At 64.6% G+C, this 25,439-nt stretch carries 19 protein-coding genes; 12 read left to right on the top strand and 7 right to left on the bottom strand.

Annotated features, from left to right (window positions below; all coding sequences use genetic code 11):
* Positions 1-628: 628 nt before the first annotated feature.
* From A9975_RS12265 to A9975_RS12210, 12 genes are all read left to right on the top strand, one after another.
* Positions 629-3,082: a type VI secretion system Vgr family protein gene (locus A9975_RS12265; protein WP_183032910.1), complete on the top strand. Its 2,454-nt coding sequence runs from the start codon at positions 629-631 to the stop codon at positions 3,080-3,082.
* A 3-nt stretch (positions 3,083-3,085) separates the two neighbouring features.
* Entirely contained in the window at positions 3,086-5,467 is a 2,382-nt protein-coding gene (locus A9975_RS12260) for a hypothetical protein (protein ID WP_183032909.1), read from the top strand.
* Positions 5,468-6,550 carry an SUMF1/EgtB/PvdO family nonheme iron enzyme gene (locus A9975_RS12255; RefSeq protein ID WP_183032908.1) on the top strand — a complete coding sequence of 361 codons (1,083 nt, stop codon included), beginning with the start codon at positions 5,468-5,470 and terminating at the stop codon, positions 6,548-6,550.
* Positions 6,550-7,662 (top strand): SUMF1/EgtB/PvdO family nonheme iron enzyme, encoded by a 1,113-nt coding sequence (locus tag A9975_RS12250; RefSeq protein WP_183032907.1) that lies wholly within the window; start codon positions 6,550-6,552, stop codon positions 7,660-7,662. The genes A9975_RS12255 and A9975_RS12250 overlap by 1 nt, the downstream gene beginning before the upstream one ends.
* A 208-nt stretch (positions 7,663-7,870) precedes the next feature.
* Positions 7,871-8,134: a PAAR domain-containing protein gene (locus A9975_RS12245; protein WP_183032906.1), complete on the top strand. Its 264-nt coding sequence runs from the start codon at positions 7,871-7,873 to the stop codon at positions 8,132-8,134.
* 24 nt (positions 8,135-8,158) lie between these two features.
* Complete coding sequence (locus A9975_RS12240) at positions 8,159-9,346, top strand: hypothetical protein (protein ID WP_183032905.1); 1,188 nt, start codon at positions 8,159-8,161, stop codon at positions 9,344-9,346.
* A gap of 1 nt (position 9,347) precedes the next feature.
* Positions 9,348-12,911 carry an ImcF-related family protein gene (locus A9975_RS38450; RefSeq protein ID WP_304523868.1) on the top strand — a complete coding sequence of 1,188 codons (3,564 nt, stop codon included), beginning with the start codon at positions 9,348-9,350 and terminating at the stop codon, positions 12,909-12,911.
* Positions 12,912-12,957: 46 nt separating this feature from the next.
* On the top strand, positions 12,958-14,532 hold the full coding sequence (gene tssA / locus A9975_RS12230) for a type VI secretion system protein TssA (protein ID WP_183032904.1): 1,575 nt from the start codon (positions 12,958-12,960) through the stop codon (positions 14,530-14,532).
* A 23-nt stretch (positions 14,533-14,555) separates the two neighbouring features.
* On the top strand, positions 14,556-16,379 hold the full coding sequence (tssF, locus tag A9975_RS12225) for a type VI secretion system baseplate subunit TssF (RefSeq protein ID WP_183032903.1): 1,824 nt from the start codon (positions 14,556-14,558) through the stop codon (positions 16,377-16,379).
* A gap of 74 nt (positions 16,380-16,453) precedes the next feature.
* A complete protein-coding gene (gene tssG, locus A9975_RS12220) occupies positions 16,454-17,431 on the top strand; it encodes a type VI secretion system baseplate subunit TssG (protein ID WP_183033145.1) in 978 nt (325 codons plus the stop codon).
* Positions 17,432-17,490: 59 nt separating this feature from the next.
* Entirely contained in the window at positions 17,491-18,096 is a 606-nt protein-coding gene (gene tssJ, locus A9975_RS12215; protein WP_183032902.1) for a type VI secretion system lipoprotein TssJ, read from the top strand.
* A gap of 192 nt (positions 18,097-18,288) precedes the next feature.
* A complete protein-coding gene (locus A9975_RS12210) occupies positions 18,289-19,527 on the top strand; it encodes a hypothetical protein (protein ID WP_183032901.1) in 1,239 nt (412 codons plus the stop codon).
* A 75-nt stretch (positions 19,528-19,602) separates the two neighbouring features.
* Here A9975_RS12210 and A9975_RS12205 read toward each other — a convergent pair whose 3' ends face one another.
* The 7 genes from A9975_RS12205 to A9975_RS12175 are packed head-to-tail and all read right to left on the bottom strand — an operon-like array spanning position 19,603 to position 25,285.
* Entirely contained in the window at positions 19,603-21,300 is a 1,698-nt protein-coding gene (locus tag A9975_RS12205) for an amidase (RefSeq protein ID WP_255503174.1), read from the bottom strand.
* Positions 21,301-21,354: 54 nt separating this feature from the next.
* On the bottom strand, positions 21,355-21,840 hold the full coding sequence (locus A9975_RS12200) for a cytochrome C (RefSeq protein WP_183032900.1): 486 nt from the start codon (positions 21,838-21,840) through the stop codon (positions 21,355-21,357).
* Position 21,841: 1 nt separating this feature from the next.
* A complete protein-coding gene (locus A9975_RS12195) occupies positions 21,842-22,297 on the bottom strand; it encodes a cytochrome c (protein WP_183032899.1) in 456 nt (151 codons plus the stop codon).
* Positions 22,294-22,815, bottom strand: a complete 522-nt coding sequence (locus A9975_RS12190; RefSeq protein WP_183032898.1) for a methylamine dehydrogenase light chain — start codon at positions 22,813-22,815, stop codon at positions 22,294-22,296. Before A9975_RS12190 ends, A9975_RS12195 begins: the two co-directional genes overlap by 4 nt.
* 19 nt (positions 22,816-22,834) lie before the next feature.
* Positions 22,835-23,422 (bottom strand): methylamine dehydrogenase accessory protein MauD, encoded by a 588-nt coding sequence (gene mauD, locus A9975_RS12185; protein ID WP_183032897.1) that lies wholly within the window; start codon positions 23,420-23,422, stop codon positions 22,835-22,837.
* Positions 23,423-23,429: 7 nt separating this feature from the next.
* Positions 23,430-24,071, bottom strand: a complete 642-nt coding sequence (locus A9975_RS12180; protein ID WP_183032896.1) for a MauE/DoxX family redox-associated membrane protein — start codon at positions 24,069-24,071, stop codon at positions 23,430-23,432.
* Positions 24,068-25,285 carry an amine dehydrogenase large subunit gene (locus tag A9975_RS12175; protein ID WP_370564448.1) on the bottom strand — a complete coding sequence of 406 codons (1,218 nt, stop codon included), beginning with the start codon at positions 25,283-25,285 and terminating at the stop codon, positions 24,068-24,070. Before A9975_RS12175 ends, A9975_RS12180 begins: the two co-directional genes overlap by 4 nt.
* Between the last annotated feature and the right edge of the window lie 154 nt (positions 25,286-25,439).

Genomic DNA, 25,439 nt, shown 5'->3' with positions numbered 1-25,439 from the left:
CGTGCAGGCGCTGTCCACGCCCCGGCTCGCGTTACGCGAGGAATGCGTAGTTTGGTCAGGCACATATTCGGAATTTTCCATCGAAGAATGAGAAATTTCCGAATATTCATAACAGCAATTACCCGGTAGCATGCCTGCCGCACCTGAGCGGATCGAGAAATCTCCCGGAATTTTGTATTCTGATTTTCGAATAGCCACTGGTATTTCGTCATCGCCCCACGGGCCGCCGTAGGCCGGCAGATTCCACTGCTTCGGAATCTCTGGCCGCGAGAACGCCACCAGAAAAATGGCTCAAGAAGGCCCTGCCATGCCGAGAAAGCCGGCCTGCAGCCCAACCCTCCATCGTTGGCATTGCAACTAAACGGCGGTCCGTAACATCAAATTTTTTTAAATTTCTTCAGAAAATAGGACACGTCCGATTGATCCTATCCGCACTCAGCCAGTAGCATGTTTTCCGAATCGGGACTGAGCGCAAAGCTCATAGCGTTTCGCAGCCCCGGACTTCGAATAGACGTGGTTGCATGGTGCGCCGCGATGCCAGGCATCAAGTCACTTGTCGTTCCTGGCGTGCGCAACCAATCCGCCACGAAGCTTGCCGCGAAGCGGCAGGCGTGACAACGGAGAAGACATGGGCGTTATCGACGAATTCGAGGCCTACGGCGCAAGGATGCCCGGGCGCCAGGCTTACCATCTGGACGTTCCTCGCGCGGCCAGCGCGGCGGAACTGTCGGTGGTGTCGTTCGAGGCAGTGGAGCGATTGGGAGAGCTCTATACCGTCACGATCCGGCTGACCCACCCGCTGGAACTCGACCGGGCTGAATACCTCAATCGTGACGCGACCTTTGTGATCGACCCCGGCGACGGCAGCGAACCGCGCCGGTTCGCGGGGTGGATATCGGCGTTCTCACGCACGAAACGCACGCGCGATTTCTTCGCCTACGACATCGTGCTCCGGCCACTGGCCGCGCGGCTCGAACTTGTCCGGACCACGCGCATCTACCAGAACAAGACGGCCCCCGAGATCATCGAGGCTATCCTGCGCCGGCACGAGCTCCGGGGCCACCAGCTTTCCCTCAAGGTGCGCCGCAAGTACACCCAGCACAAACTCCGCTTCCAGTACCAGCTATCCGACTGGGAATATGTCCAGTTGCTGATGCGCCAGGAAGGGCTGTATTGCTACTTCATCCCGGGAAAGTTCGGCGAGATGATCGTCTTCGGCGACGACATCGACCACTACGTCTATCAGCCCGAGCTGCGCGTGCCCTATCGCGAGACCGCCGGCCTGGAAGCCGGCATTGAGGCGGTATCCGACATCCAGGTGCACGCCAGGACCGTGCCCGAATCGGTCCTTGTCGCTGACTACAACCCGGATCAGGCATGGGAACCCATCAAGGGCGAGGCCAACGTCGCGCGCAAGGACAAGACAACTTACGGCCAGCAGTATATCTACGGCACGCATCATCTGGACATAGCCGAGGCGAAGTGGGAGGCGCAGCTGCGCCACGAGGCCCTGCTGGCCGGCCAGCTTGTCTATGCGGGCGAGAGCAACGTGCTCAGACTGCACTCCGGCTGCATCCTGCGCATGGATGAGCCATTGGCCGAAGCCCCCAACGGGCAGGTCATCACCGAAGTCATCCATACCGGGGGGCGTGATGCCGCTTACCGCAACACGTACAAGGCCATCCCGTCGGACCGGCGCTTTCGCCTGCCGCTGGACGAGGAAAACTGGCCGAAAATCCAGGGCACGCTGAGCGCGCGCATCACCTCGCCCGGCCAATACAAATACGCGTACCTGACAAACGCGGGCCACTACATTGTCCGCTTCGATTTCGATTTTGAGCCATGGCCGAAGGGCATGGAAAGCGCGGCCATACCCCTGGCAAAACCGTATGCCGGCGGTCTGCATACCGGGTTCCACTTCCCGCTCATCGACGGCACCGAAGTCGCGATAGCCTTTCGCGATGGCAACCCGAACAAGCCCTATATCGCGCACGCGCTGCATAACAGCCGGCAGGAGGACCTGATCACCACCCGGGACCGGTGGCTGTCGCGCAACCTGATCAAGACGCAGAGCAACAACAAGCTGCGCATGGAGGACTGGAAGGGAGAGGAGAGCATCAAGCTTTCCACTGAGTATGGTGGCAAGACCCAGCTCAACCTTGGCTACCTCGTTGATCGCACGAAGAAAAAGCGGGGGGAGGGCTTTGAGCTGCGCACAGACGCCTGGGGAGCGATCCGGGGTGGTAAGGGGCTGTTTATTTCGGCGGACGGGCAGCCGAAAGCCGAGGGGCAGCAGCTCGATATGCAGGCGGCGGTTGCACAACTCGAGAGCGCGCTACAGATAGCGCGTGCCTTGGCAAGCGCGGCCACGTCAGCGAATGCGGAGGCAGCCGATACGGACTCGCAGAAGCAAGTCGCAACAGCGTTGAACCGCCTGGCCGAGCCTTCAATTCTGGCTAGTGCCCCCGCCTCCGTCGGGATCGTTGCGGGGCGCGGGGCGCAAATCTCGGCCCGTGACAATGTTGCGGTTGTTGCTGAGAGGAACGTGGATATCAGCGCGGTAAAGAAGTTCACCGTTGCGGCAGGCGAGGTTGTTTCCATGTTTGCGCAGAAGTTTGGCATCAAACTGTTTGCAGGTAAGGGAAAAGTGGAAATCCAGGCGCAGAGCGATGCAATGTCCCTGGCAGCGGATAAGGACGTCACCGTATCGAGCGTGAATGGAGCCGTCCGTATCGCCGCAAAGCGGGAATTGATTCTCGAATGTGGTGGCGCCTTCGTGCGCCTTGCTGATGGAAATGTGACCATCGGTGGGCCAGGTGATCTCATCTTGAAGGTCATCACGATGCAAAAACAGGGAGTGGCCAGCCTGAACGATGCCATGCAACCCCTTCCCAAGCCCCCCGGACTGTATGACGAGCAGTTCACGCTGAGGGATGAGCACACGGGCGAGATATTGCCGCACCTGCCATATCGGATAGAAACCGCAGCCGGTGAGGTGATTGAGGGTGTTACCGATGCGGCGGGCAGGACGATCCGCGTCTATGCGGATAAGGCGCAGGACATCAAGATACACAAGGGATAAGACATGGCCAATAACGAACTTGGCAAAGGAGCCCTCAATGCGCGGGGTGGCAGCAATGTCGACGCCAAGATGCCGGCAGAACCTCTGGCCTTCCTGCGTCCGGAAACCGGGGAGGTCATCATCGTGCCGGCAGAGGACGCGAATCAGCTACGTAGCCACTACAACGGACTCAGTGACATGGTGGCCGAACTGCACTCAGCCAACAAGGCGGTGCAGCTGAGCGAGGAGCATCTCCAGGAACTCAAGGCCGGGAAGGCATCTGACACGGACAAGGCGCTGGCGCATAGTGTGCTTGGGTTCGCTCTCGATTGGCAGCAGGAGGCACACGAAAAGCTGCATGCCGTGTATGAAAAGCTCGATCCGTTACCTGAAAGCGAAGAAGAGGCGAATGCCGGTAAGTCATCGGGTTCGGCAGCGCCTGCGAAGCCGAAGAAGGACAAACATACTACGGCAGGCGCTGGCAAGAGGTTGGTCGAACTCATTTCGCTCAGCAACGACAGCCCGGAGGAACGCAAGAAGAAAGCGGCGAAGGACAAGGAGGCAGAGGTCGATATCCGAGGGTTCAAGCAGAAGATCAAGTCGTTCAAGACAGCTGCGGAGCTGAAGAGATTTGGAAAATGGCCAAAGAAAATGCCAGAAAAGCTCGTCTACGTTGACTCGGGCAAGCTGAAACAGAAATGGCCAAAGTTCAAGGATGCCGAGAAGACGAAATGGTCCGAGGTGTACAAGAAGGGCGGAGATGGCAAGCGCAGCCTCGACAAGGAAAAGCTCCACGCTTACGTGAAGGAGCAAGTCCGAAAAGAGACGACGATCTCGCTAAAGAGCATATTCGGCGAGGATCTGAGCGGTGGGGCGAGCATCACGCTGGGCCAGTGGGCCGACAACTGGAACAAAGCACACAAGCTAGAACGCCATGGGTCTCTTTCGCATGACGGGACGCAGATTGCCGACATCGAGCTCAGCGCAGCCGCGCAGCTGATGCGCTTCACCTACGGGGGAAGCCTCAATGGCGATCTGTCGGTGATGGATCGCCGCCTCAGTGTCAAGGTTGAGGGGCATGCCGCTGTCGACTTCGCCAAGGCTGAGGCCAATCTTGACCTCTTCTTTCCACGCAAGGATGGCTGGCTATGGACGGTGCAGGACGATAAGGGCAAGTCCTTCAACCTGATCGCTGGACGCTGCCGAATGACCGTCGAGGTGTCGGGGGTGGTCGGCGCCAGCATTGCGGGTGAGTTGGCAATGAAGGTGGAAGTGTCGGCATTGGATAACGGCATACCCAAAGTATCGGGAAAACCTGGCCGAAAGGGAAAGAAAGCGCGCAGGAAGCAGACCGTTTCGATCAACACCAACGATGAGGCCGACGTTGGCACGCTGGATGCTTCGGTGAGCGCATTTGCGGGAGCGCGGGCTGATGCATCGCTAACAGGTGTGCTTGAGTGGCGTGATCCGGATCATCCCGAAAGAGAATTCGCGAGCATCGCCAGTATCGCCCCAACCATAGGCGGACTGGCCGGCATCGGCCTGGAGGCAAAGTTCAAGATCGAATACACAAACGGCATATTCCGCTTCACGGCGCACGCGAGCCTGTGCTTGGGAGTGGGAGCGGAGGGTGCCATCCAATTCGTGGTTGGCGTCAATCAGATCGCACTTTTCTTCCGCTGCTTGTTCTATAACATCGCGTATTGGCAGTTCAAGAACCTGGAGATTATCGGCGACAATGCCTTTGCCGCGCTGAAAGAAATTCAATTTCTGGTGGTGCAGTCTGGCGAAGCGATCGAGAGTTTCTATGGAAAATCACTGCAGGCTATTGATAGCTTGCTAGAAGATGCTAAGGTCGAGTTAGAAAAAATACAGTCTCGATTGCAGTTGGCAAGCCGCATTCTGGCGAACCCCGCAGCGCTCGACTACGTGATCCCCGAAGCCAAGGGCATGTTGATTGCCCAGTTAATGCAGCATATGCAGCAGAGCTATGCGGGGAGGGCCGTTCTCGAGGCGATCCTGACGGTGATCGGTAGTGCGAAATGCACGCCTGAGTCCGCCAATATCTGCCAGCATATTGATGAGAACGGGCTGAAGGGGGATCTCCAGGCCAACTTGTCGCGGCTCGCTGCCTTCTTCAAGGCTGAAGCGGTTCCGGGAGTTGACGCGAAGCAGTATGCGTCATCGCTCTCCGCACCATACAGCGACGCCTGGGAACAGGTCGCGCTCAACGGAGACTTCGGGACTTGGTACCAAGCCTTCCAGGGCCACTTGATGGACGAGGTGCCCCACGGCCACGTGTTGGTGGCGGCGACTTCGCCGGCCTATGAAATCCTGCGAGAGATGGATGACGATCCGCTTTTTGCATCCAGCGGCTGGAACGCATACTACACCGGCGAGGCTTGATTGAAATCCCCGATCATCGCGCGCGCGGCCGTCGCGCTACTTTCGTTTGTCGTCATCGGCACCCAGTTGCGGGCCAGTGAACTGCCTGGCGTTCTGCCGCCAAGGCAACCCCATCTTTTTAAGGTCAAGGAGGCTGACCATATCAAAGGGCCGCCGCCTCTGAGTCAACCACAGGCATTGCGGGACGAACTGACCGCATTAGCCGAGGGCAGTATTGACGACCGCGTGGCCAAGCTCAAACGCAAGGTGCTGAAGGACCTGGTTTTCGTCGAGGGTGGCACCTTCATGATGGGCGACTTCGGTCCGTGGTGGTCGCCAGAGAAGCTGTACTACACGTCCGGATTTGATAACAAGCCACCCTACAGAGTCACGTTGACGGGATACAACATTGCCCGGTACAAGGCGACCTATGCGGAGTTCGACGTGTTCGCGGATGCGACGGGACAACCGCGGGCGGGAATGGAATGGCGTGAGGGTAGGTACCGGCATCCCCTAGTACCTGTTGGCGCCCATTGGCAGCGCGCTAAGGACTACTGCGTGTGGCTCGCAAGGGAAACCGGCGTGCCGTTCGATCTGCCGACCGAGGCGCAATGGGAATATGCGGCCCGTAGTCGGGGACAAAATTTTCTCTGGGCGACGGATAACGGGAATATTGAAATTGGCCGAAATGTTCCGTCGTATGCGCAGCAGCACTACTTTTTGAGGCCGGTCATCCATACCGCCCCGAACGGCCGCAACGTTCTACGTGCGGCGGGGGAACCCGTGGGCATCTTTCCGCCCAATCCGCTGGGCTTGTATGACATGAACGCCAACGGCTGGGAGTGGATGCAGGACTGGTATGACGCGAACTGGTATCGTGCCAGCCCAGGGCGCGATCCGAAGGGCCCGCCGACCGGCACCTTGCGCTCATTGCGAGGCTATGCGGAGGGTGACTATATCTCTGGCTTGAATGTGCTTCGCTACAGTGCGGACCCCATGCTTGTCAATAACCGGATGACCGGAGAGGGCGGTCCTGGACTCGCCGCGGCGCATTCCGTACGCTGCGTGGCGAACCAGGATCACCCAGTCGAAGTGGAGAGGTGATGACGTTCGCAAAGATCCGGATGCCCGGGAGAAAGCTTGGCCGGATCGTTCTCCTGCTTGCTGCGGTGCTGTGTACCGGCTCCCGGTTGCAGGCCGGCGAACTGCCCGACGTCCAGCCACCGCGGCAGCCCTTCATGTCGAAGGACCCGGGCGAGAACGCTCCGCAGCTGAAACAGCCCCCAGCCCTGGAGGCCGAATTGATGGCCTTGACCGAGGGCAGCATGGAGGAGCGCGTGGCCAAGCTCAAGCGCAAGGTGCTCAAGGACCTGGTGTGGGTCGAGGGCGGCAGCTTCATGATGGGCGACTTTGGGCCGTGGTGGTCGCCCGAGAAGATGTACTACACGACCGGGCTCGATAACAAGCCGCCGCACAAGGTAACGCTGACGGGATACAGCATGGCCCGCTACAAGACGACGTATGCGGAGTTCGACGTGTTCGCGGATGCGACTGGACAGGAACGAGCTGGGATGGAGTTGAAACCTGGCTACGAGTCGCTGCAAGGGATCTACCGACATCCGCGAATACCAGTCGGCGTGTACTGGCACCGGGCAAGGGACTATTGCCATTGGCTTGGCAATCAAACGGGGGTGCCGTTCAGTTTGCCGACGGAGGCGCAATGGGAGTATGCCGCACGCAGCCGTGGGCAGAACTTCATCTGGGCCACGGACAACGGGCACATGGACAAGGGGCGCAATATGGCTTCGGATGAACAGAAGGAGAGGCTCAGGCCGGTCGTTCGGACAGATCCCCATGCGCCAGCCTCAGTCACGCGAGCCATGCTGTTTCCGGTTGGCATCTTCCCGCCCAATCCGTTGGGGCTGTACGACATGAACGCCAATGGATGGGAGTGGATGCAGGACTGGTATGACGCGAAGTGGTATCGCGTCAGCCCGGAGCGTGATCCGATGGGGCCGCCGGCCGGTACCTTGCGCTCATTGCGAGGGTATGCGGACGGTGACTATGTCTCTGGCCTTAACGTCATACGATACGCGCGCGATCCCATGATCATCGAAAAGGACTTTTTCACGGGAGTTCTCGGCCCTGGAACAAACACAACACATTCCGTACGCTGCGTGGCGAACCAGGATCACCCAGTCGAAGTGGAGAGGTGATGACGTTCGCAAAGATCCGGATGCCTGGGAGAAGGCTTGGCCGGGTCGTTCTCCTGCTTGCTGCGGTGCTGTGTACCGTCTGAAAAATGGCCGACTGGTGGGCGACTGGTGGTCCAGCATGCCCGCTGGCGAAGAATGAGCGCCAACACGTGATGTGTGCATCGCACGCAGTGAACGAATTAACCGAATTACAGAGTTTCCATTTCCAATGAGCGCGATTGCATTCGAAGGTGATCCGACGGATCACGACGGCTATGTCATGACAGCCACCTCTACGATCATCGAGAACGGCAAGCGCGCGGCGTTGCTGGGAGATCTTGTCTACTGTCCAAGGGCAGGTCACGGCGTCAATCCCATCGTCGAGGGCGATACGACAATGATGTCGGATGGCCGGCCACTGGTGACGCATCTTTGCAAGGCGGCGTGCGGATGCGTGATCCTTGCCGTCCACTCCACACTGTCGGTTCGTTGACCCATGCCTTGGCCAATTCCAGACGTGGCGACAATCGCGCGCCCCCAACCGATCGGGATCGGTAGCTGGCTGCTTGTCTTCGTTGCCGTGATAGGCCTTGGTGCCGGCGCCACACTACTGCTGTGGCCGCAAGGCAGGCCGACCAATGAAGTGGGATTCTGGCTTTTTCTGATTGGCCTCCCAGTCGCTGTCTTTGCATTGGTGTTCGGCCTGAGGCTGACGAAATGGGAGCGGGGACAACTGCTTGCCGAGGAGAGCGAGCAAGAGTGCCGACGCCTTGATTTGCTGTGGCGGAACTGGGCTCGCCGCGATCTTTCGGTCGTCCGGGCACAAGCATTCTTGCCTATTGGCCCGGCGCCAGGCGAACTTGCCGCCGCAGGCGCGAATCTACCTGTGAATGCGTTACGGTCCGTTGGTTTTCCCTGGGCGGGTGAGGCCAAGGCGGTCAGTCGCTACACGACAGTGCTCAACCTTATCGCGGACCGGTTCGCGGACGTTCTGGCAGAACTGCAATCTGTCGAAGTGAGGCTTGTGCTTGACGATGTCTCGCTGGCACAAGAGGCGCAAGAGGCAAAAGAGGCGCGATGGAGCACGAAGACGAAGCACCTGCTGGAGGCATCCGCGCCGGGCGTGTCGGTGGATGTCCATGTCGCTGGCGCTCATCCCACGGATTGCCTCGCATGGATGGACGAGGGATTCGACGTAGACGAAATGCCCGCCCGATTGGTCATTGCTGCGCAGATCTGGCCGGATACAGGCGAACGTGTATTCAGTGAAGGTGCCGCCGCGCTGCTGTTGAAACCTCGCACGGCAAGCCGGCGGGATCGGGCCGCGCATCGGTGCATCGCACCGGCACATCTCTTGCGGCCGATGGCGTCGTCGTCCGGGACCATCGCTGCCGATGTGCGCCAGTTGCTGGATATGCAGGGAAGGCCGGGCGTCTCGCCACGCGCCTGGCTTAGTGGTTGTACGCAGCAAGATCGAGCAGCGTTCCTGACAGTGCTGTGTTCGTTGGGCGAGGATAAGCCAGCGGTTCTTCCACTGGACGACGTCATGGGCTTTCCGGGACCGGTCAGCGGCTGGGTTGCCCTTGCTATCGCTTTGGAAACGGCGGGCCAGGATTCACAGGATCAGTTGGTTGCGTGGCATACGCCTGGCAGCGACCGAACACATCTGTGTGTGGCCGTGCCGTCGATACCTGGGGGTAATTGAGTTGAAGAATCATGCTTGGGGCCGGTGGCTGATCCTGGCGAGCGTACTGGCAGTAGCCTCGTCCTATATCGCCATGACGGTCGATACGGAACTGCTGCGTGCTTGGCTCGGTCGGCATAGCCGGGATGTTGCGGGCATCGCAGTGGCGGCGTTGGCCGCGTTTGCCTTTGCGTTTTCCAGGCGCAAGGAGATCCGGCATGCGATGCAACGAGCGTCGAAAGAACAAGGACTCGAGCCGCCCGCGATCCTGGACACAGCCGAAACAGAAGCAAAGGCCGGTGCGGCTTCGGCACAGACTCGCTCGGTGGCATTGCGTTTCGTGCTTCGATCCACCCACGGCCTGCGCTGGCGCTACCGCCAGCCCTGGCTGCTGCTCACCGGCGACGACGCCGCCATCGCCCGCCTCCTGCCCGAACTGGCAGAACAAGGCTGGCTGATCACCCCCGACGCGGTGTTGCTATGGAGCAAGGCCAACAAGGAGGGCTGGCCGGACGCCGACTGGCTCAAGGCACTCTACCGACTACGCCGCCGCCGTCCGGTGGACGCGGTGATTCTCACAACGGACAGCGCAGCGGATCTGCAGGCGCAGCGCCGCGGCGCCCATCCCGACGGAATGCGCCTGGCGCGCATCGCCGAATTGCTGCGCTGGTCCGCCCCGGTCTACCTGCTGGATGTGGCGGAGGCGAGAACGGTGGGCCACGGCGTCATGCCGGTCATCAGTTGCGAACTGCCGCGCCAGGCGGACGCGGACGCCATCGATGGCGCGCTGCGCACGCTGCGCGACCAACTGGCGCAGCGCGTCGTCGCGCAGCTGATGGCGGGCAACCGCGACCGCTATATGGGAGAGCTTTCCCAGCGGCTCGACACCCGCGGCAAAGCGCTCGCCGACTGGATCGCCGGATTGGGGGGCCGGCAGCGCCGGCGCATCCCCGTGGAGGGTATCGTCTTTGCGCCGTATCCACGGCCTATTGCCGGCGATGCGAACGTGCAGAGCAGCATCGACCTTCCGCTCTGGCATTTCCTGGGCGAAGCCGCCCGCCGGCATCCGGGACAGCGCGTTGGCTGGCACCCGGTCACGGTGGCTTCCATCGTGGGCCTGACGGCCATCGGCTTGTGGAGCGCGGGCATGCTGGTGTCCGGCGTGCTGAACGGGCGGGACATCCACGCCGCCCGGCAATCCGTGAATGACTTTCAGTCGGCCCCCAACCCGGCTGCGCGCCTGCGCGCGCTTCTTGCCTTGCAGCAGCAGATCGAGCGCTACGAGTACCGTACCCAGCATCACGCGCCGCTCGCGACCCGCTTTGGCCTGAATCGCGATCCGGCGGTTCTCGCCGCGCTGTGGAAGCCATACGCACAGGCCAGTCGCGAGCTGCTGGTTGCGCCCGTGCAGAGGGATCTGGAGGCGTCGCTGGTGGATCTTGCGCAACTGCGCACCACGGTGCTGGATGCGGCAACCAACCGGGTGGCGCTGAGCGGCCATCAGGCGCTCAAGACCTATTTGATGCTGGCCAACCCGGAGCGTGCCGAACCCTCGTTCCTGGCCCCGCAACTGGTGCAGCATTGGTCGACCGACGCCCGGATGACCCCGGGCGAGCGGCAGGACGTCGCCGAGCGCTTGCTCAAGTTTTATGCGGAGCATTTGCAGTCCAATCCGGCAGGGCGCATCGAGCCGCGGCCCGAACTGGTCGCCGGCGCCCGCCAGACGCTGCTGGCCGTGATCGGCGAGCGCAATGCCGAGGACACCGTCTATCGGGGCGTGATCCAGGCCTTTGGCGAGCACGCTGGCAGCAAGTATCCGGACCAGACCCTGGCGGCGCTGACCGCCGGCACCGACCCCAGGGGGCTGGTACGAGCCACCGCCATCGTGCCCGGGGTCTTCACCCGCCAGGCCTATGAGGGCTATGTGGCCTCGGCGATCGAACAGGCCGCCAGGCGCACGGAGATCGCCAATGACTGGGTGCTGACCGACGGCAAGCCGCCGTTGCAGACTGAGAGCCGTTCGGCCGAAACACTGCAGACGGCCCTGACCGAGCAGTACTTCGCCGATTACGCGGAGCATTGGCAGGGCTTCATGAACAGCTTGCAATGGGAGGCCGCGCCGACCCTGCCGGCCGCGATCGGGCAGCTCAAGCTGATGGCCGACGCGCGCCAGTCGCCCGTCATTGCGCTGATGAGGTCGCTCGAATACCAGGGCGGTGCCGGTGCCCGCAAGGATTCGCTGTCCGATACGCTGGTGGCCAAGACGCAGGACCTGCTGGGCAAGAAGCCGGCGGGGCCCGAGGTGGCGAAGCCGGACGCGGCGGGGCCGCTGGGCGCGGCCTTTGGTCCGGTATTGCGGCTGGTGGCGCAGGGCCAGCCCGGCAGCACCCATGCCGGCACCAACGCTGGCACCAGCGGTGACCTGAGCCTGCAACGGTTCCTCGACCGCGCAACGGCACTGCGCCTGCGCTTGCAGCAGGTCGGCAACAGCGCCGATGCCGATGCGCAGGCCCGCCAGATGGCGCAGGCGCTGTTCCAGGGCAAGGGCTCGGAACTGGCCGATACCCAGGCCTATGCCCAACTGATGGCGGCCAGCCTCGGCAGCCAGTGGGCGGGCATGGGCGAGACGCTGTTTGTGCGGCCCATCGCGCAGGCGACGCAGACGGTGCTGCAACCGGCGCAGGCGAGCCTGAACGACGCGTGGCGGCAAAGCATCGCGATGACATGGAGCCGCTCGTTCGCCGGACGCTATCCCTTTGCGGATACCGCCAACGATGCCTCGCTGGCCGAGCTGGCGCGCTTCCTGCGCCCGCACAGCGGCTTGATCGGGTCCTTCCTCGGCACGCAGCTGGCGGGCGTGCTCGAGCTGCAGGGGGATCAGTGGCTGCCGGCGGCCACCGGCGGGCAGGCGCAGTCCTTCGATCCGGCCTTCCTCAACGCGATCAATACCTTGCAGCGCATGGCGGCGCACCTGCTGGCGCAGGGCGAGCCGCAGTACCGCTTCGAGTTCAAGCCGATCCCCACCCCGGGCCTGACCGACACGCTGCTGACGCTCGATGGGCAGACGCTGCACTACTACAACCAGCGCGAGACGTGGCAGGCGCTGACGTGGCCGGGCAAAAACCTGCAGGACCCGGGCACCCGGCTGCAATGGCAGACCGAGCGCGCCGGCACCAGCAAGAGCTACGAGTTCGGTGGCCGCTGGGGCCTGGTGCGGATGCTGGAGCGGGCGCACATCGAACCGGTGGATAGCGCGAACTACCAGTTGACGTGGCACGCGAAGCCGGACGCGCTGGATGCGTCGGAAGCGCTGGAAGGGCCAGGCGCGCCGAAGGCCACTGCCGAGAGCCAGGCCGATGCGCACGGCCGGACCTTCGCCGAAGATCCCGACAGCCTGACCGCGCGCAGCGCCCAGGCGCCCGTTGCGGCGGACGTGACCTATCCGGTGCGTTACCTGATGCGAACCGAGGTCGGGCAGGGGCCGCTGGAGATGCTGGCGCTGCGGGGCTTTGTGCTGCCAACGCGGATCTTCGTGGGCCGGGAGCCGCAGGCGGCGGCCCGCGCTACACCCGCCCTGCGCAAGTAGAGATAGACAGGGACAAACGCAGACAAACAGGGACAAACGACAAACCATGTTCAACAAGCTTCTCAACGCGCTCTTCGGCGCGCGTGCCCCTGCGGATCTCGCGCGCTCCACACAGGCGCGCTGGGACCCATGGCTGCAACCCATCCGTCCCGACGCCCCGGCCGGCGACGATCCGGGCTACGACGACGACTTCCTTGCCATCAAGGAGGAGGTGGCCAAGCTGTCCGGCGTGAACGACACGCTGATCGTCGAGTCCGCCGAGCGGCTGCTCAAGCTGACCGCCAAGGATTTGCGCCTGGCTGTGTACTACGTCTACGGGCGCATGCGGCGCGATGGCGCGGAAGGGGTCGCCGCTGGCTTCGAGCTGCTGTCGGCACTGGTCGACCGTTTTGGTGCCCGGCTGCTGCCCGCCCGGGCCGAGAGCCGCAAGGCGGCGCTCGAATGGCTGGCCGGCGCGACGTTCACGGACCGGCTCGACCGGGTGCCGGGCCTGGCCGGTGCGCAGCTGGAACGTACCTTGTCGGCGCTGGCGCTGATTCTCGAGCGCACGGCGCAGTGGCCGGAACCGGCTCGCCCGGCGCTGGATGGGCTCATCCGCCGCTTCGAGGGCCGGGTCGAGTCACCGTCGGCCACCGGCAACCCTGGTGGGGATGCGCCATCCGGGCCCGCGGCCGCCTCGGTCCTGCCAGCCTTGGGCGAGGTGGCCTCGACGCGCGATCTGCTGGATCGGGCGCGCCAGATGGCGCTGTACCTGCGCCAGCAACCGCAGGGCTACCTCGCGGCCTACCGCCTGATGCGCTGCGTACGGTGGGATACGTTGACCGAGATCCCGCCGCACGAGCACAGCGGCAAGACGCGCCTGGTGGCGCCGCGCGCCGAACTGCGCGCCCAACTCAAGCGCCTGGTGCTGCAAAAGCAGTGGCCGGAACTGCTCGACCGCGTCGAGCAGGCCTTCGCCGAAGGCGCCAATCATTTCTGGCTGGACCTGCCGTACTACGCTTTCACGGCCCAGGATCAGGCCGGCGGCGAGTATGCCCGCGCGCGTGACCTGCTTGCCACCGACTGCGCTCTCATGCTCGAACGCCTGCCCGGCCTCGATCAACTGGCCTTCACCGACGGCACACCGTTTGCGGATGACACCACATTGGCGTGGATTGCGCGCCATGCCACCGTACGCGATGTCGAGCGCGGCGAGCCCATGGCGCCGGTATCGGTCGCGTCCGCCAGCACCGACTGGGCGGAGACGGAAGCCCAGGCGGCGGACCTCGCCGCCCAACAGAGCCTTGATGCCGCGTTCGCCTGGCTGCAGGGCCTGCCGGCGCCGGACGGCGAGCGCGACCGCTTCGTGCGGCAACTGGTGATGGCGCGCGTGGCCGAACGGGCGGGCCGAGCGGACACGGCGTGGCACTTGCTGGGCGCCCTCGAGGTGAACGCGCAACGCTTTGGGCTGGCCACCTGGGAGCCCTCGCTCGCGTTCGAGGCCAAGCAACAGCTGCTGCGGTTGCTCAAGGCCCGCATGACGCGCAAGGACGCGGACAAGGGCGCGCTTGCCCAGCGTATCGAAGCCCTGCTCGGCGATCTGACCGCCATCGACCCGGCCCGTGCCGTGGCCATCGCCTGACCGGCGAGTTAACTGACAGCCTCATGACCGATCCCACCCAAGACAACGAAATCCTGCGCTACTACGAAGCGGAAATGCGCTACCTGCGCGAAGCCGGCAAGGAGTTCGCCCAGGCGTTTCCCGACCGTGCGCGGATGCTCAATATTGACGGCATCGGCGAGCGCGATCCCCATGTCGAGCGGCTGTTCGAGGGTTTCGCCTTCCTGATGGGGCGGCTGCGCCATAAGCTGGACGACGAGCTGCCCGAGCTGACCGAAGGGCTGGTCAGCATGCTGTGGCCGCACTACCTGCGCATGATCCCGTCGCTGTCGATCCTCGAGTTGTCCCCGAACCTTGACACGTTGCAGCGCCACGAAACCGTGCCGGCCGGACTGGAGGTGCTGTCCGACCCTGTGCCGCTTGGCACGCAGGCAGCCGGTGGCCATGATGCCGTGCAATGCGTCTACCGGACCACGCAAGCGGTCGACTTGTACCCGCTGCGCCTGACCGAGGCCAATGCCTACGCGCGCGAGGATGGCCGCTCGGTGATCCGGCTCAGGCTCGAACTACAGGCGCAGGCACTGCGCAAGCAATTGGCGGTGCCGCGCCTGCGGCTCTACCTGCATGCCGACCGGCCAATGGCGCTGGCGCTGTATGCCGCGCTGACCGCCCGGCCGCTGGCCATGCAGGTGCGCATCCCCGGCTACCCGGCTGACCACCCGGGCGTGCCACAGGCAATGCCCGGCCTGGCGCTGGAAGCGGCCGGCTTCGACGCGCAGGCGCGCCTGTGGCCCAAGCCGGACAATGCCTTTGGCGGCTACCAACTACTGCTGGAGTACTTCACCTTTCCCGAGAAGTTCATGTTCGTTGACCTGGTGGGGCTGGACATGGCCGCCATTCCCCCGGGCGCTGGGCACTTCGACGTGGAGGTGGTGCTGGCCAGGCCGTTCCCCGACGACATGCGCTTCTCGGCGGAGAACGTGCGGCTCTTCTGCACGCCCATCATCAACCTGTTCGAACTGGAAGCCGACCCGATCACGGTCACGCACACGGAGACCGAGTACCGGGTGCGGGCCATGGAGCAACACGGGCAGCATGTCGAAGCGTACTCGGTCGATACCGTGCGGGGCTTCGAGGCAGCGAGCGGCGCGCGCTTCGAGTACGCGCCGTTCGCCGCCTTTCGCCACCGGGGTGGCATGCTGCGCCATGAGATGCCCGAGCGCTACTTCCACACCCGGGTGCGCCGCGGTCCCTCGGGCAGGTTCGACACCTGGGTGGTGCTCGGCGGACATGCCTGGGAGCAGCAACAGACCCTGCCCCAGGAGACGCTATCGCTGTCGGTCACGGGCACCAACGGCATGCTGCCCCGCAAAGGCCTGCGCGAGGCCGGCATCACGCGTATGCGGGGCGGGTTCGCCAATATCGGCGCGGTGCGCAACCTGACGGCGCCGACCCTGCCGGTGTACCCGCCCACCGCCGACCGCTTCCACTGGCGCGTGCTGTCGCACCTGGCGCCAAACTACCTGTCGCTGCTCGATGCCGAGGTCTTGCGCGGCAGTCTTGCCCTTTACGACTGGACGGAAGGCGAGATGAACCGCAGGCGCATCGACGCCATCACGGACGTGCGGCACCGGCCCCTGCAAAAGCTCGTTAAAGGCGGCCTGCTGCGCGGCGTCGAGATCGAGGTATTACTGGACAGCACCCGCTTTGCCGGCGAGGGCGACGTCGAGCTCTTCGGCGAGATGCTCAACCGGTTCCTGTCGCTCTATGCCACGCTGAACCTGTACACCCGGCTGGTGATCGTGTCGCAGCCAGGCGGCAAGCGGCTCGCATGGCCCGACAGCAAGGCCGAGGGGGCACCGTTTTGAGCCTGCCGAAACTGACAGCAACGCAGGCGCAGGAGCGCGCCTTGCTGCCGGCGCTGCTCGCCCGTGCGCCGCAGATGAACTTCTTCCGGCTCTGCGAGCTGATCGAACTGGCCGCGCCGCAGCAACCGCCGTTGGGCACCACCGATTCCCCGGCCAACGAGCCCGTGCGGTTTCGCTCGCACGGACGGCTAGGCTTTCCGGGGCGGGAGATCGACGCGGTGGAGTGCGACAGCGACCACCCCGAGCGGCCACCGGTGGTGCGGACCACCTTCCTGGGCCTTTACGGCGTGGATGCGCGCATGCCGTCCTACTTCGTGGACGAGATTGCCCAGCGTCGCGACGGGGCAGAGCCGCTGGCGGCCTTGCTGGACCTGTTTCACCACCGGATCGTCACGCAGTTCTATCGCGTCGCGCGCAAGTACCGCTATCCGGTGGGCTTCCGGCGCGGCGGACAAGACGAAGTGTCGTGTTACCTGCTGAGCTTGCTCGGGCTGGGCCTCGGCAGGCCGGGTGCCGAAGAGACCGTCCCCACACGCAAGCTGTTGTCGATGCTGGGGCTGGCCAGCCAGCGCACACGCACCGCCGAGGGCCTTGCCGGCGTGCTGCAGCATGCCGTGCCGGACGCGCGCATCACGGTGGAGGAGTTCTACCCCGTGTGGGTGCGCCTCGACGCCACCGAGCGGATGCCGCTGGGGGAGAACTGTGTGCTCGGGCGCGGCTTTTATGACCGCGCAAACACCGTACGCGTGGTGATCGCGCCGCAGGAGCGCGACTCGGTGCTGGGGCTGATGCCGGGCCGTGCCATGCACCGGGAGGTGACGGCGCTGTTGCGCTTCTACCTGGGCTATGCAGCGCACGCGCATCTGGAGATGCATGTGAGGCCGGCGCTGATGCCGGCGCCGGCCTTGAATTCGGACCAGGTGAGCCTGGGCTACACCACGCAGCTCAGGCAGCCCGACGAAGCCGAAGCCACGGGCGCCAGCGACGCCGTCACCCGTGTGCAGCTCGGCAACTGGCGCGGGCACAGCTCGGCGCAGCCAACGCAACGCTGAACCCGCACTGTCAATGAAACGCAGCAATACGCTACAGCTACACAAAGAGGATCAACACGATGAGGCGACAGCTTCGAAACGGCGCCCTACTGCTGGTTGCCACCCATATAGCCGGTTGCGGCGTGGGCCAGGCCGTAAAGGACAGCACGGTGGAGGCAGCGAAATGGGCCTTCACGACGCAGGTCAAGACCATGAGCCTCGATCTGACCAGCCGGTCGTCGTTAAATACAAACGGCGCCGGGCAATCGTTGTCGACGGTGGTGCGGATCTACCAGTTGAAGACGCCGCAGGCCTTTGAGCAATTGAGCTATGCGCGACTGCAGGCCAATGATCTCGAATTACTCAAGCCCGATCTGCTGGCGACCAAGGACGTCATCCTGCTCCCCGACGCGAGCGTGAGCCTGAGCGAGCCGATGCATGCCGAGGCGGAGTATGTCGGGGTCATCGCGCTCTTCCGCAGCCCCGGCAAGGAGACGGTCTGGAAGCTGGTGGTGCCGAAGAAACAGTGGAAGAAGACCGATCCGGTGAGGATCGAGGTGCGCGGCAGCACGCTGGAGCTGGTGGGAGCCAGCTTTGACGGTCCCGGCGCCGTGGATGGCGCTGTCATTGTGCGTTTCGCCAGCACGCTCCGCGATAGTGAGTACATTGCACCACATGTAAGTTAAGCTGCGGCTTGCATTCCTGCAATTTCCTGACATATCGCCGTGCTACTCCCCATTCGCAATAAAGCCACTTCTGCTGCCTCCGCCGCTCTGGCTCTTGCTATCGCGTGCATGAATTCGGCTTTCGCGACTGACTTCCTGGCGCCAGGCATTTATCGTGTCGAGCCAGACTCCCATTTGAGCCCGGCCAACAGAGTGCCGGAAACCGAGACAAGCCGCTTCAAGGAGCGCTTCGAGCACGCCCTGCCCAAGTCGGCGGATATCACCTATGCCGTGGTGTCGCACGAACCCGGTTCGGGCGGCAACAGGGTGCACTTTCTTGTAGACAAGGACTACAAGACCGACGTGAACTCCGCGAACAAGCTATGCGTGGCCTATGCCTTTCCGGGCTGGAACGACTACTCGGCACCCCAGCCGTTCTGCCGAACCAACATCAGTAACGAGTCTGAGGCACTGCTGAAACAGCGGACGGCGGCGGCGTTCACCGTGACCTGGCAGCCCAGGAAGACGTACCTGAGCACCGAGACCATTCGGCCACAACGCAAGCCAACGGCCGACGAGGTCGGCGCTTGCGCGCTTGGCGTATGCAGCCCCGAGGCGTATGGCAAGGGGGTCAACCATTATGAGATGGCTTACTACGCGGATAGCTTTGCCCTCGACAGGGTCCGGCCTTACCAGACGATCTTGTATCTCACCAAGGCGGTGCCACTGTTTGCCCGAGCCGAACGTGACACGATCCTGACCCGTCTCGACGCGGGGACTTATGTCCCCGTCCTCTCCACGGATGCGCAATGGTACGAAATCGAGCGCGTCGGGCGGGACGGCTCGATCACCCACGGCTGGGTCGACCGTGACGATGCGGTCGCTGTGAATTGGGTTGCGCAACGTGCCAGAACGCGCGATTTCCTGTTTCGCGTCGCATTTGTCGAAGGCGAGCTCACATCCGACTCTCCGCACGCGGTCGCCATTGAGATCATCGATCGGAAATCCGGCGTTCGCACTCAGGTCATTCGTGACTTCGATTCCGATCCCGGCTTTGCGGCGCCCGCGGACGCCTTGCGCGTGGTCGACGCCAATTTCGACGGCTATCCGGACATTTCGATTTTTGGCATGTCGGGAGGCGCCGGGCCGAACAGCACCGAGAACTTCTTCTTGTTCGACGCCGCCCGGCGACGGTTCGTTTTTGATGAGGCCTTGTCGGGACTGTCGCAGATCGCCATCGACTCCCGCACGCGCTCCATTTCCTCGGCGCAGCGCAATAGCTGCTGCAGCCACTCGGCGCAAACTTACCGTTACGCCGGCAGAACGCTGACGCTGGTTTCGACCTGGGACGAAAGCCTGACGGCCGACGGGAAAGGGCTGGAGACAAACATAGGCCGCGCGCGCGATGGCAAGCTGCATTACCAGACACGACGAACAAAGCCGGAGCGGTGATACCGGTGATACAACAGGGGCGGCGTGGCGCATCCCGCCTGCGGTTTTCGGGATGGCCAGTTGAACAAGCAATCCTCAAGCGGTCCTTGACCCCATCATTGCCGACGGCAACCGCTTGCCCACCCAATCCCGCTCTTCTTCATAGGCCCGCGCCAGGCGCAACACCGACAAATCGTCCCGCGGCCGCCCAATCAACTGCATCCCCATTGGCAACCCCTGCGGCCCAAATCCCACCGGCACGCTGATTGCCGGACATCCGGACAGCGTCCAGGGAAATACCACTTCCATCCAGCGGTGATAGGTATCCATCTCGCGGCCGGCGATCTGCTTCGGCCAGGGCTGGTTCACATCGAATGGGAAGACTTGCGCCGTTGGCACCGCGATGTAGTCGAACTGCTTGAACACGCCTAGCAGCGCTTGATACCAGGCGCTGCGCTCCATGCTGGCGGCATAGACGTCGCTTGCGCTGAGCTTGAGCATGCCTTCGATCTCCCAAATCGCCGAGTCCTTGAGCAGCGCGCGCTTGGCCGGGTCCTGGTAGAAGGGCAGCATGCCGTTGCCGACCAGGAAATGACGGTGCACCAGCCAGGTCTTCCAGAGCCGTTCCGGCGAGAACGGAGGCTTGATGGCTTCCACCTGCACGCCAAAGGCCGGGAAGGCGTTGAGGGCATCCTCGCACAGCGGCAGGATGCCAGCTTCCATGGGCAGGTAGCCGTTCCAGTCGCCCAGCCATGCCACGCGCTTGCCCTTGAGGTTGGTCTTCAGCACGTCGGCCACATTGGCCGGGGTGAGCGTGGCCAGCACCGGGTCCTGCGCGAGTGCCTGCGGCGTGCGCGCATCGGGGCCGGCCTGCGTGGCCAGCAGCAGGGCCACGTCGGCGACGGTGCGTGCCATGGGCCCTTCGTAGCCGAGTTGCTGGATAAAGACTTCCGGGGCCGGGCCGTAGGGCACGCGGCCGGCGCTGGGGCGCATGCCATAGACGTTGCAGAAGCCGGCCGGGTTGCGCAGCGACCCGCCGAAGTCGCTGCCATCCGCTATCGGCAGCATGCGCAGCGCCAGCGCGGCGGCCGCGCCGCCGCTGCTGCCGCCGACGGTGCGGCTGGCGTCATAGGGATTGCGGGTGGCGCCGTAGACAGGGTTGAAGGTTTGCGAGCCCAGGCCGAACTCCGGCGTGTTGGTCTTGCCGATCAGCACGGCGCCGGCGGCGCGTGCGCGCTCCACGATGATGGCGTCCGCCGTAGGCACGTTGTCCCGAAAGATGGGTGAGCCGAAGGTGGTGCGGATGCCGCGCGTGAGCGCCAGGTCCTTGGGGGCTTGCGGCATGCCGTGCATCCAGCCGGCGGAGCCGCCGGCTGCGAGGGCCTGGTCGCAGGCGGTGGCTTCCTGCAGCAGCACTTCGGGCTCACGCAGCGCGACGATGGCGTTGGCGCCGGGATTCACCCGTGCGATGTGGTCCAGGTAGGCCGCCATGACTTCGCGGGCCGACAGCTTGCGGGCATGGATCTCGCGCGAGAGTTGCCAGGCCGGCATCATGACGATGGGATTCGGGCCGCTGGCCGTGGTGGCGGGGCCGGATGCGTCAGGTGCCCCATTCTTGCCGGCGGGAGGCGCCGCGCTGGTGCTGCTGGCAGCGACGCCAGCGGCGATGCCGGCTAGCGTGGCGCCTGCCAGGTGGCCCAGCAAATGGCGCCGCGAAGGTTGTCCGGGGGCGGGGCCATTGACGGCGTTGCGCGCATTGCCGCTATCGCGGTCTGTGTTGCCTGTGGGGGTCATCGTGTCGTTCCTCGTTCCGGTTTTTTGTCTCGCGTATTTGTTTGCGTGAGTTTGTCACATTGGCCCGGGGCTCGCGCGGGCGGCCTTGTCCGGCGTCGGCGTTGCGCCACTGCCCAGGATCGCCGCGCGGTGCGCGCTCACGTCGTCGAGCGGCTGGCGGCGATAGCGGCCCACCTCCTCGGTGCTGAACGCCTGCACGTCGTGGCGGCCGGTGAGCACGGGCATCAGCCAGTTCATCAGCCCTGCGATCTCTGCGTCGCTCAGGGCGGAGGCGGAGGTGCCTGGCACCTGGATCAGGAACGCGCGCCCGGCCGGCGTGGCAAGCAGCAAGGGCACGGTCTCGCGCATGTCGGGGATGCCGGCCGAGGGCTTGCCGCGCGCATCGGGCTGGTGGCAGCCGGAGCAGTGCAGCAGGTAGTTGTCGCGCGCGTGGCGCAGCTCGGCCTGTGCGCTCGCGGTCGTGGCCAGCATGGCCAGCGTCAGCAGGCACAGCCCGCGCCGCGCGGCCGAGCGCAAGGTGCGTGCTCTGCGCGACGCCATGCTATTGCCCTGCCTCGCGCAGCTTGCGCACGGCGCCCGGGGTCTTGCGCTCGGCGCGAGCGCGGGCCAGCGTATCGGTGGTCACGGCCTGTTCGGGCGCGCCGTTGCTCACCGCCAGCCACGACAGCACGGCGGCCAGCGATGCATCCGGCAGTGTGGCGAAGCTGGGCATGACGCCATTGAACGACTGGCCCTGCGACTGGATCGGGCCGGCGAGGCCGTGGGTCAGCACATTGGCCAGGTAGGCCTGGCCCGCCGGTGTGGCGAGCCGCTCGCGCAGGGCGCCCGCCAGCGGCGGCGCCACGCCGGCAATGCCGGAGGCATCGGCATTGTGGCAAGCGGCGCAATGCGTGCCGAACAGGGCCTTGCCCTGGTCAGCCAGCGACTCGGCAAGCGCGATGCTCGGGGGCGCCACGCATGCCAGGCATAGCGCGAGGTGAGAGAGAGACCGCTTCATTCCTGGACTCCGAGAATGATCGAGGTGGTGCAATGGAACATGGTGCTGTCGTTGCTCATGCACCAGTTCACATCGTTGTGCACGCCCAGCCGGTAGCCCGGCCGTTCGCGCTCGTTGGTGTTGCACTCGCAGCGCCCGCAGGTGGTCTTGCCGCAGCAATCGTTGTAGCTGACCATGTAGTTCCTGCCGTCGGCCGGGTTGTGGCAGGTGCCGACCCACGACACGCGCGAAGGCTCGGTGCCGGGCGGGCAGGAGGTGGAGGTGCCGCCGCAGCATGCGCACAGAAAGCCATCCACCGCGCAGTACTTCCAGTAATCGCAGGCGGTTTCGTCCTGCGCCTGCGGGCCGGCGGCCTTGCTGCCGTGTGCTCCCGCCGCGTGCGCGCTGCGGTCGAAGGGCAGCACCGGCAGCGCCATCGTTCCCACCATGACCTTGCCGAGCGTGGCCAGCACGCTGCGCCGGCCCGTGCGTTGCGCCGCGCGCCGGGTCTGGTGTTCGAAAAATCGGTCAATCCACATGGGTTTTCTCTCCCTGCCTTCAGGCACGCGTTTCGAGGAACTGCTGCACCGAGCCCACGTTAAGGTCCATCGCGGTGAACAGGCTCTCCAGCTGCTCGCGCGAGTTCACCAGGCCCTTGGCGCGCAGCGTGCCGCGCTCGTCCATCAGCACGCCGTACGGCAGCTTGCCGATCTGCAGGTGCATGCCGAGCTCGGGCGATAGCACATAGGCGAAGGCTTCCAGCCCTGCCTGGCGCAGGAAGGCCAGGTGCTCGGGCTGTTCGCCATCGGAGGCGAGCACCACGCGCAGCCAGCCAGCCTCGCTGGCCTGCATCGACTTAAGTACCGGCAGCAGCTTCTTGCAGACCGGGCAGGTCGGCGAGAGAAAGAACAGCAGCGTGCTGCGGGGCTGCGCGCCGCCCACTGCTACCGGGGCGCCGCGCACATCCTGCAAGGCAAAGGGTGGCAGCGAGTCGCCCACGCGCGGGCCGGCGTCGATCACCAGCGCGCCCATCGGCGCGACGCGCTCGAACAGGATGCCGACCTGGCGGGCCAGGGCATAGAAACCGAAGAGCAGCGCCAGCACGGCGATCCACAGCACGATATTGGCAATCACAAGGGCAGTCATGGGAGTCTCACGAGAGGGTGGAATGCGTAGAGTGGCTGAAGTGGCTGAAGTGGCTGGAAGCCAGGTGGCCGGTGCGGCGGGCAGCGCGGTCGGCATTGACCAGCAACTGCGTGGCGCCGAGCCAGAGCAGCAACAGCGCGAGTGCGCAGAAGCCGGCGGCCAGGGTGTCGAGCAGTGTGAACGCCCGGGGTGCCGCGACGGCCGCCAGTCCGGCAGCAGCGATCGCGGCCAGCACCAGCACCGCGAGCAAGCCAAGGTTGCGCAGCAGCAGGCCGTTGGATAGCCGCAAGTTGTCGGCGTGGCTGCCGCAGCCGCAGCGGATGTCGCGCCGCCCGCGCAGCAGGTTGATGCCCACCGCGCCGCTGGCTACCGCCACCACGCATGCCGTCAGCAGCGCCGCGCCCGGGTGCAGCGGTGCGGCAACCAGCGCCGCCAGGCTGGCCGTCTCGGCGCCCAGGTAGGCAAGCGCTACCGGGCGCGACCATGCGTCGGGCACCAGCCGGTAGGCGCTGACGGCGCCCCAGAAGCCGGAGAAGTCGCGCAGCTTGGGCCACAGGGAGTGCGCCAGCACCAGTGCGGCAGCGGCGGAACATGCCGCTGCCACGACCGGATCGCGCAGCACGTCGGAGACCACGGCGGCGGCGCTCATTGATGCAGCTCCAGCTGCACCGCGTTCTCCGCCACCTGGTCCAGGCGCGCCACGGGCTTGAGGCCCCGGGCCGGGTCCAGCGACACCACGCCGGCCTTGGCGGCGTCCAGCACATACAGCGTCGGCCGCGGCCCTTGCGTGATGGTGAGCGCCAGCGCGTTCTGCCCCGGCGCGCGGGCGATGCGCTTGTGCTGCGCCAGGTCGATGGTCCAGATTTCGGCGGCGGGGGTCTTGTGCGATCCCTCCTTGCTGCGCGGATGCATGCCCAGGTACAGGCGACCGGTGGCCGCGTGCAGCGCGAACAACTGGTAGCCGCCCGGCTTCCAGCCCGCCTTGCGGTCCGCCGCGTCCACCACGGGCCAGGGCTGCGCGAAGACCGGCGTCTCACCCGAGAGATCCGCGCTGTAGACGTTGCCGTTGAAGGACACGAAGGTCAGCGTGTTGCCCACGCGCTCGCTGTGCAGGAAGACCGGGTCGGCATCGGGATCGAACATGCGCGCGCTGCGCTTTTGCCCGCTGGGCTGGCCGGCGGCGTCATGCGTCACCGTCAGCATCGTGCCGTCGCTGCACAGGGTGCGAAAACGCTGGCTGGACGCCTCGGTGGCAAATATGCCCCAGCAGCCCGGAGTTTGTGCCTCCGCCACGAACTTGCCAGCCTGCAGGTCGACGATGCTGACCGAGGTGGCGGGCGTGGCATTCTGCACATAGAGAAAATGCCCGTCGGCGGATACCGCGGCGATGCCCCGGTAGTTCAGGGACTGTGCGTGCTTGGGCGGGATCACGATCTCGCTGCGGTAGGCCAGCGTGGCGGTGTCGTACAGGCTCACCACATCGGCCCGCTCGCCGCGCGCGAGCCGCGTGTAGAACGTGGAGATCACATACAGTGTGCGCTTGTCCGGGGACAGCACGCTCTGGCCGCCGAACGCGGTGGGCACCAGCCCGAGGTAGCGCATGCGCTTGCCGTCCACCACGTGCAGGCGCCCGTCTACCATGTGCTTGAACGCCACATCGGAGATATAGAGCCGGCCATCGTCGGCAGGCGCGAGCGGTTGCACGGAGAGGGTTTCCGGCTGCAGTTCGGCGGCATTGGCCGCATCGCTGGCATTGGGGGCGGCGGCGGCTGGCAAGGCTAGCACGCCCAACATTGCCGCTGCGGCTACTCTGCGTACCACGCCGGGCCGTCGGGTGATGGCCCTGATGCTTACCTCGTTCACTGGATGGCTCCTTGGGATGCGCTTTGCAATGGGGCCAGTCTACGAACGGGGGCGGCGCGGGCGTTATCCGAAATCGGCAACGGCGGCACGGGGATATTCACCAATGCGGGCCGGGCTGCGCGGCACGCCGGTGTGTGCCGTCATGGCGGCTTGC

This window comes from Cupriavidus sp. UME77 (genome assembly GCF_014170355.1).
Taxonomy (GTDB): domain Bacteria; phylum Pseudomonadota; class Gammaproteobacteria; order Burkholderiales; family Burkholderiaceae; genus Cupriavidus; species Cupriavidus basilensis.
This window is presented reverse-complemented; position numbering and strand designations above follow the sequence as displayed.